General features: G+C 48.8%; 4 protein-coding genes. 2 read left to right on the top strand and 2 right to left on the bottom strand.

Annotated elements, in window-relative coordinates; all coding sequences use genetic code 11:
• Positions 1-204: 204 nt before the first annotated feature.
• Positions 205-2298 (bottom strand): phosphodiester glycosidase family protein, encoded by a 2094-nt coding sequence (locus tag K4039_RS26025; RefSeq protein ID WP_265239400.1) that lies wholly within the window; start codon positions 2296-2298, stop codon positions 205-207.
• A gap of 528 nt (positions 2299-2826) precedes the next feature.
• On the opposite strand from K4039_RS26025, the gene gltB reads away from it, so the two are divergent.
• Positions 2827-7596: a glutamate synthase large subunit gene (gltB, locus tag K4039_RS26020; RefSeq protein ID WP_265239399.1), complete on the top strand. Its 4770-nt coding sequence runs from the start codon at positions 2827-2829 to the stop codon at positions 7594-7596.
• A gap of 203 nt (positions 7597-7799) precedes the next feature.
• Complete coding sequence (locus K4039_RS26015) at positions 7800-8201, top strand: endonuclease domain-containing protein (protein WP_265239398.1); 402 nt, start codon at positions 7800-7802, stop codon at positions 8199-8201.
• A gap of 227 nt (positions 8202-8428) precedes the next feature.
• Here the strand turns inward: K4039_RS26015 and K4039_RS26010 are convergent.
• The coding region (locus K4039_RS26010) for a TaqI-like C-terminal specificity domain-containing protein (RefSeq protein ID WP_321161663.1) at positions 8429-9172 on the bottom strand (744 nt) is incomplete at its 5' end.

The raw sequence follows: 9172 nt of genomic DNA, 5'->3' as shown, positions 1-9172 counted from the left end.
GTGTAGCTCGAAATTCCCAAAAGGAAAAGTAGATATCGACTAGGAGCTGTATGCAGTGAAAGCTGCACGTACAGTTCTGAAGGAGAGGTGTCCTGTGGCAACATAGGCATCGACTCTAACCACAGAGACAGAGTAAGACTACGAAAGGTAGCATCAGTCGGTGAAGTGTCAAGAATCCCCGCGCAAACCAGGCCGGGGAGTATTTCAAGGTTGAATGAAAATGCCGATCGCATTATGGACTCTCGCAGCAGTAGACGGCGGGCGATCGAGCAAACTCCCTCCCAAATACAAACTCGTCGAACTTCCCCCATCCAAATTTAAAGCCTCCACAGCACCCATTTGCTGCAAGATCTGCGCTAGTTCCGCGAAATTTGGGCCCGCCCCGCCCGCGCGATTGTGCACCGCTACAATTAGCAAATTCCCCGCAGCAGTTCGCCCGATCGCACTCCGAATCGCTGTTTGTCGAACATACGCATCGCTAAACCCTTCCGCCTTAGCATCCAAAACAACTCTACTATTTTTTACCAACACCGGCCCGCCGCCTAGAATGTAAGGAAAACGGTTGAAATCAGCAGGAATTGTGTTAGTTTCTAAACGCAATAAAGTGCCAGCAGTTAATTGAGATGCAGGGGAAAAATTGGAACGCAAAGCCAAAATATAACCGTTCCCTGGAATTGGGAAATTTGTTTTTGCCACCTCACCTCCGGGGGATTGGCTGACAACTCTATCGCCCGCAACTGTCACCACTATTTCATTGTCCGAAAACGGAGTATAACTCGCTCCCCAATCAGGATTATAACGGCCGATTCCCGATTCCACATAAGCACTATTTAACTGGGAAATAGACAAACGCTGATTCAGCGGAGTTATCACAGTTTCTTGTAACGTCAAACGATTGATGACAAATTCGCCTCGATCGTTCCAGGCGATCGCCCCGCGGTTCAATATCGGCCCGGAAAGCCATTTGTTGTCCCGCCGAATCGCACCTAAAGCTAGTCGATTGATCCGATTGAAGAATCCGGCGTTAATTGCAGCAGCCGTTCCCGAAAGTTCCGCTGTTTGTAATAAAGGTGCACTGCCTTTTTCGGTCGGCGGATTGCTCAAAAGTGGTCTAATTTTGACGCCAGCTTGACGCGGATTTATTTCTAAGGAATATACCGGAAAACGAGCGGTTCCTAAATTTTGATACTGTTGTCGCCATCGAACTCCTGCCGCCCAAGCAATGTCTTTTTCTACTAGGGAATCTGGCCGAATGTCGATTACTAATCGATGGGAATTTCCTAAACTGAAAACTTGCGGCCGCCAACCTAACGGAATTTTTACTTTCACTTTGGTTTGATTCCCCGCAGCTTCGATTTTGAACGATCGCACTTGTGGGCTGGTTGCAAAAGCGCGATCGATCAAAGTGCGATCGATCTTGGCATCGATCGCGATCGACCATTCTTGACCGGCGATCGGCTGTATGGGCGCTAGCGGCTGCGAGAGCGCGGGTTTAGTCGGGTCGTCCGGTGTTTCGAGGTTTCGGGCTGGGGGCGCGGCCTGCTGCCCGATAGCGGGCTTTGTGGGGTCGTCTGTTGGGGACGGGCTCGGTGTATCGACGAAGTTGAGTTGCCACGGGGCGGGGCGATCTAGATCTAGAACAATGCGATCGCCCCATTCTCTCGCTGCTTGCCGAATGCCGGTCACATTCGCAGCTTGAGAAGTAATTTTTAGAACATTGCCCTCAGCAGATATCTGCCAGCCGGCAAGTTTAGCAAAATTGGTAACATCTAAGTAACGATACGGGCCTGTCGATCGCGTTGTCAAACTTTGAGCTGCTGTTAAAGATACGGAAAACCACTGCACCGGTTGTTTGGTACTGTCGGCGGTGTTGAGTAAATCCACTCCCGCACTCTGCATCAAGCCAACGTCAGCAATCCAAGTTCGGAAATTAGCAGAAGTGCTGTTTGCCGGCTGCTGAGTCCAAGTTAGGGGGAGAATGCGGCCGTTTAGAGACACTTGGCGGCCTTGTCTAATTCTCGAAGAGGGCGGTACAGATTGAGTCATAAGTAATTGAGTCGGTTTTAACCGACTTTCGCTATGAGAGGGGAGTTGAAACGAATGGCGGGCTGTGGAAGCATGAATCAGTGCAGCCTTACCTTCCTCCGGTGTTTTCTCACTCTTGGCTGCTTGGGCTGTGGCGGTCAGATTCCCGACTGAGACGGCCAGTATCGGCGCAATCGAGACTGACAACATCCAGGGCCAAACACTCGATCGACTTCTGTTAGCTGCATCTCGGCGTTTTTGTCTGTTGTGCATTTTTTTACTTGTGGAAACCTCAAACCATTAACCTTCAAAAACGCCTGCCACACAGCACAATAGTGAAAATTTCTAATTTTATTCGATACCATAAGAAGACCGGCCGCTTGAAACCGCGCCTGTACAAAATCTCACCCACTAGAGACGGAGATTTCAACCGCCCTCTGCATCTATCTAGCACATTCAGGAAAAACAAGCACAAAAAAACTCGCCTCGCGCAGCTATCCTTCTTCGTGAATCGCCCGCAATTTATCGGCCCTGCAAAGCGGTAATTTGCCCAAGAAGCGCTTCTCTAGATACAGAAGCGTATTCTATGAGACATCTCCAAAGCGATTCGATCGAGATAATTGAAAATTGGCAAACAGGGTTTCAGTCTTAAATGCAGGCAGCATCTACGTAAATTTTGATCGAATCAGCTTGCTATGTGCTGTTTTAAGGTTTACTAAGATTCCACCACTCGGTAATATTCTCTCTCCGAGCTATAAAAACGCATCAACCACACTATCACCGAAATAACATTCAATCAACATGGGTAATACGATCGATCGAAACAGCAACGTGCATCAAACTGAGCGAGGAACTCCATTTGCCGGCCAAAACTGGTTAGTGGAAGAAAGAGATGCCTGCGGTGTAGGCTTCATTGCCAACCAAAACGGTAAAGCTACTCACTCAATTATCGAAAAAGCTCTGCCAGCCTTAACCTGTCTGGAACACCGCGGCGGTTGCAGCGCCGACCAAGATTCCGGCGACGGTGCGGGTTTGATGACAGCGATTCCTTGGGAATTGTTGCATTCTTGGTTTGCCGAACAGGGAATTGTGCCTCCACCACAGGAAAACTGCGGCGTGGGAATGCTGTTTCTGTCCCAAGATGAAAGTCAAGCTAATATAGCGCGGCAGGTGGTTGAAGAAGTTATGGTCGATCGCGGTTTCACTGTGGTGGGATGGCGCAAAGTTCCCATTGTACCGTCGGTTTTGGGCACCCAAGCGCGAGAAAATCAACCTCAAATCGAACAAGTAATCGTAAGTTCACCAAACTTACAGGGAGACGACCTCGACAGACAGCTATTTCTGACCCGCCGCACCATCGGACACGCCCTGTCACATCGCCCCAACTTTACCCGCCGAGACTTTTATAGTTGCTCTTTTTCCTGTCGCACGATCGTCTATAAAGGCATGGTGCGATCGGCAATCCTAGCAGAATTTTACCCCGACCTGAAAAATCCCGCTTATAAAAGCTCCTTCGCCGTCTATCACCGCCGCTTCAGCACCAACACCATGCCCCGCTGGCACCTAGCCCAGCCGATGCGCTTGCTGGGACACAACGGCGAAATTAACACGCTGCTGGGCAATATTACCTGGATGAAGGCGCGACAAGCCAATTTATCTCACCCGAATTGGAGTCAAGCCGACATCGACACGTTTAACCCAATCGTCAATCCCGAAAGCAGCGATTCGGCCAACTTGGACAACGTGATGGAATTGTTGGTGCATTCCGGCCGCACCCCCCTAGAATCCCTGACAATTCTGGTGCCCGAAGCTTACAAAAATCAGCCGGATTTAGATCCGTATCCTGAAATTGTAGATTTTTACGAATATTACAGCGGCATTCAAGAACCTTGGGACGGGCCGGCCTTGCTGGTATTCAGCGACGGCAAACAAGTAGGTGCTACGCTCGATCGCAACGGTTTGCGTCCGGCCCGCTACTGCATTACTAAAGACGGTTTGGTAATTGTCGCCTCCGAAGCCGGAGTTGTCGATATCCCCGAAGCAGATATTGTCGAAAAAGGCCGTTTGGGGCCAGGACAAATGATTGCTGTTGATCTGCAAACCAAGGAAATTCTCAAAAATTGGCAGCTAAAACAGCGGATTGCTAAGCGCCATCCCTACGGCGAATGGCTCAAACAAAACCGCGAAACATTGGAACCGCAGCCTTTTGCAGAAACGGCAACCCTAGACTCGCAAACTCTGTTAGCAACCCAAACTGCTTTTGGCTACACCGCCGAAGATTTGGACATGGTAATCGTCGAGATGGCGAGTTCTGGGAAGGAACCGACTTTCTGCATGGGCGATGACACTCCTTTGGCCGTACTCTCAGAAAAGCCTCAGTTACTGTACAACTATTTCAAACAGCGATTCGCTCAAGTGACAAATCCGCCGATCGACCCCCTGCGCGAAGGAATGGTGATGTCACTGACAATGAATATGGGTTTGCGGGGCAATTTATTGCAAACAATCCCGGAAAATGCCAAGCTGCTAAAAATTGATTCCCCGGTACTCAACGACGCTGAACTGTGTTTGTTGAAAGACCAAAAGTCTTTCCCCGCAACGGAATTGTCAACGCTTTACAAAATATCTGCCGGGCCTGCTGGTTTGCAAACCGCAGTAGAGCAACTTTGTCAAGATGCTGTTAAATCGGTGCGCGACGGTTCGAGAATTCTGATTTTGAGCGATCGACCTCTGAAGGAAGAAGGAAGTTCGGCAACGGATTTTGTAGCGGATGTAGCGGATGTAATAAATACAAGGAAGAAGGAAGAAGGCGGATATGCTGTGGGATTGAGTGCTGAATGTACTTATATTCCGCCGTTGCTGGCAGTTGGTGCGGTTCACCACCACTTAATTAGCGTTGGGCTACGGATGCAAACTTCGCTAGTTGTGGATACCGCCCAATGTTGGAGCACTCACCACTTCGCTTGTTTGATGGGTTACGGCGCTGTAGCTATTTGCCCTTATTTGGCATTGGAAAGCGTGCGCTGTTGGTGGTTTGACACCAAAACTCAAAACTTGATGGAACACGGCAAGGTTCCCAAAATTACTGTCACTGAAGCTCAATCTAAATACCGCACAGCGGTGGAAAACGGCTTGCTGAAGATTTTGTCGAAAATGGGGATTTCGCTGCTGGCTAGCTATCAAGGGGCGCAAATCTTTGAGGCGATCGGCATTGGCGCAGATTTGCTCGATTTGGGCTTCAAAGGCACGGTGTCTCGCATCGGCGGTTTGAGTGTGGCGGAATTGGCTAACGAGGTGATGTGTTTCCACTCTCAGGTTTTCCCGGAATTGAGCCGGAAAAAGCTGGAAAACTTCGGCTTCGTACAGTACCGCCGGGGTGGCGAATATCACATGAACAGCCCGGAAATGGCGAAGGCTTTGCACAAGGCTGTGGCTGGATTTAAGGCTGATACTAAGGGTAACGGTAACGGCAACGGGGCCGAAACAAAAACGGCTTACGACCATTACGAGGTTTATAAGCAACAGCTAGAAAACCGCCCGGTAACGGCTTTGCGGGATTTGCTGGATTTCGCGAGCGATCGCCCTGCAATTCCCATCGAAGAAGTCGAATCTGTAGCAGATGTTGTCCGACGCTTCGCAACGGGCGGAATGTCCCTCGGCGCTTTGTCCCCAGAAGCCCACGAAACTCTGGCCATTGCGATGAACCGCATCGGCGGCAAATCCAACTCCGGCGAAGGTGGCGAAGATCCGGTGCGCTACAAAGTGCTAAACGATGTGAGCGATGCCGGTTTCTCACAAACATTACCTCACTTGAAAGGTTTGCAGAACGGCGATACAGCTTCTTCATCCATCAAACAAGTAGCTTCAGGGCGTTTCGGGGTAACTCCTGAATACCTGATGAGCGCCAAACAAATCGAAATTAAAGTCGCACAAGGTGCGAAACCGGGTGAAGGCGGTCAATTACCGGGGCCGAAGGTGAGCGAGTACATTGCCTATTTGCGCCGATCGAAACCGGGTGTCACGCTGATTTCGCCTCCTCCTCACCACGACATTTATTCGATCGAGGATTTGGCGCAGTTGATTTTTGACTTGCATCAAATCAATCCGAAAGCGGGAGTTTCGGTGAAGTTGGTATCGGAAGTCGGTATCGGGACTGTCGCGGCTGGTGTTGCGAAGGCAAATGCTGATGTGATTCAAATTTCCGGCCACGATGGCGGTACCGGTGCGTCTCCACTTAGTTCGATTAAGCACGCAGGTTCTCCGTGGGAACTCGGTTTGACTGAAGTTCACCGGGTGTTAATGGAAAACAAGTTGCGCGATCGGGTTTTACTCCGCGTTGACGGCGGCTTTAAAACAGGTTGGGACGTGATTGTCGGTGCTTTGATGGGCGGCGAAGAGTACGGTTTCGGCACGGTGGCAATGATTGCTGAAGGCTGTATTATGGCTCGCGTTTGCCACATGAATAGTTGTCCTGTGGGCGTGACAACTCAACAGGAACACTTGCGAAAACGGTTTCCCGGAACGCCGGAACACGTTGTGAATTTCTTTTATTTCGTAGCAGAAGAAGTGCGGAGTTTGCTGGCGAAATTGGGTTATAAGTCGATCGCAGATATCATCGGCCGCGCGGATTTGTTGACAATGCGCGAAGGGGTGGAACTAACTAAAACTCAAGCGATTAATTTGGATTGTTTGATGAAGTTACCGGATACTAAGGGCGATCGATCTTTCTTGGTGCACGGCGACATTCACAGCAACGGGCCTGTGTTGGATGACGATTTGTTGGCGGATGTTGAGATTCAAAGTGCGATCGCCAATCACGGCACTGTTAACAAGAGTGTAAAATTGGTGAATACCGATCGCACTGTGGGAGCTCGTTTATCAGGTGCGATCGCGCTGCAACACGGCAACACGGGCTTTAGCGGTGAGATCACCCTCAATTGCACTGGTAGCGCGGGCCAAAGCTTCGGCGCGTTCAATTTGCCGGGGATGACGCTGCGACTGTCTGGCCAAGCTAACGACTACGTTGGTAAGGGGATGCACGGTGGCGAAATTGCGATCGCACCGCCGACTGGTGCGACGTATGATGCTTCCGAAAATGCGATCGTCGGCAATACTTGCTTGTACGGCGCGACGGGCGGAACCCTGCTAGCTGCGGGTAAAGCGGGCGAACGGTTTGCGGTGCGTAACTCAATGGCGAAAGCGGTTATTGAGGGTGCGGGCGATCACTGCTGCGAGTACATGACTGGCGGCGTTATTGTCGTGTTAGGAAAAGTCGGCCGGAACGTCGGCGCTGGAATGACTGGCGGTTTGGGTTATTTCCTCGATGAAGATGGCAATTTCCCGGCTCACGTCAACGGGGAGATTGTGAAGATGCAGCGGGTTTCTACGGCCGCTGGGGAGGCGCAGTTGAAGGAGTTGATTGAGATGCAGCGCGATCGAACTAACAGCCAAAAAGCCGCGAAGATTCTGGCAAATTGGTCGGAATACTTGCCGAAGTTCTGGCAAGTTGTGCCGCCAAGCGAAGCGAATTCGCCGGAAGCTTCGGAACAAAAGATTGCTGTGAAAGCGTAATTTTGCAGCAAGTTAATTAGATGAGGGGCGACACGAGTCGCCCCTTTTTTTGAATCTATGGGAATTACGAACCGTGAGTCAAAAACCCGTTTTTTCACAACAACTCAAAAAACCCTCTCTTGTTCTTGCTCCCCCCCTTAGCAAGGGGGGGCTGGGGGGGGGGTAAAAGGCCAAGCAACCCACAAAAAAACCCAAATATAACAATGACAAAACTTTACAACAAAACCTCAGAAAAACTCAAGCGACAGCGACTCCGCAGAGAAATGACCAAAGCCGAAAAACGTCTCTGGGACAAAATCAAAAACAGACAGCTTGAGAATTGTAAATTTCGCAGACAATACAGCGTAGCAGAATTTGTAATCGACTTCTACTCACCAGAAATCAAGTTAGCACTAGAAGTAGACGGTGACAGTCATTTTCAAGAAGGTGCTGTAGAATATGATGCAGCAAGGCAAGAATTTATTGAATCAGCAAAAATTAATTTTTTGAGGTTTACAAATGATGATGTTTATCATAATTTGGATGGGGTTCTAGATGTGATTATAGATAAGATTAAATCGCTGAGAGTATTAGGTGTTTTACCCCCCCCAGCCCCCCCTTGCTAAGGGGGGGAGCAAGATTAGATAACATCAGATTAAATCGCTGAGAGTATTAGGTGTTTTACCCCCCCAGCCCCCCCCTTGCTAAGGGGGGGAGCAAGATTACAGGAGATTAACAATTACCTCAAAGGTCAAAAAATCGCCTTTAAATTCCGCATAAATTGCATAATTTGTCGCGAAAACATTGTTATTCCAACATTCCCAACGACGATAAACAGCGCTCTAATATTAGATCAAATTTGTCTCACGATCGGCATCCGCGGGGGTGCTGTTTTCCACATCAAATCTATTTCTTCGGGTGTCAATCCGTAAGCTTGATTAACTAAGTCAGATAAACGGTGTTCGAGTCTCAACGCCTCAGTTTTGCGAGATTGAATCAGCGGTGCATATTCATTATAAGTTTCGCGGACTACTTTTAGTCCAGCCACGCCGAGAGGATCGGAGGATTTAGTTTTCGGCATTCGCTTTCTGATTTCTGCTACAAACTCCTCAAAGGATAGATTAGAAAAATCTTCGAGTTTTTGTCCTAGTTTCTCAATTTTATAAGTGATTTCCAGCCATTGCAAGACATCTCGATGAGTTTCTTGATTGGTTTTGGCGATTTCAATTAAACGGCTGACAATTGGTTCCACTTCGGCACGAATTGAGTCAGTTGGTGGCGCGATGGGAAGTTTTTCCATCAAGTAACCAGCAGGGTTTAGGGCATCATCTTTCATGTGCTGTAAATACCGCCAATTGTGCCACCAAATGAGGGGTGAGTTGAGAACTGCTAATATATATAAATCGTCTTTGGGGAGGATAAAAACTTTATTATTTGTCAAATAACCATTTGTCTCATAGCTATACGAAGGATGAAATTGAATTTCTTGATATATAATTTTTGGTTTATCGAATAGCTGCCAGTAGTCAATAGTAGACCTCTTGCAAAAAAAATCTATGCTATAATAGAAATTTTTCAATTTAATCCCCCTAGAGCT

It is taken from the genome of Lyngbya sp. CCAP 1446/10 (genome assembly GCF_026130175.1).
GTDB lineage: Bacteria > Cyanobacteriota > Cyanobacteriia > Cyanobacteriales > Microcoleaceae > Microcoleus.
Note: the sequence above shows the minus strand (reverse complement) of the source record. Positions and strands in the feature narration are given on the sequence as shown.

What these genes read in the sequence shown, in the direction of transcription:
- K4039_RS26025 (WP_265239400.1), bottom strand. Translation starts at nt 2,298, where the DNA reads ATGCACAACAGACAAAAACGCCGAGATGCAGCTAACAGAAGTCGATCG.
- gltB (WP_265239399.1), top strand. Translation starts at nt 2,827, where the DNA reads ATGGGTAATACGATCGATCGAAACAGCAACGTGCATCAAACTGAGCGA.
- K4039_RS26015 (WP_265239398.1), top strand. Translation starts at nt 7,800, where the DNA reads ATGACAAAACTTTACAACAAAACCTCAGAAAAACTCAAGCGACAGCGA.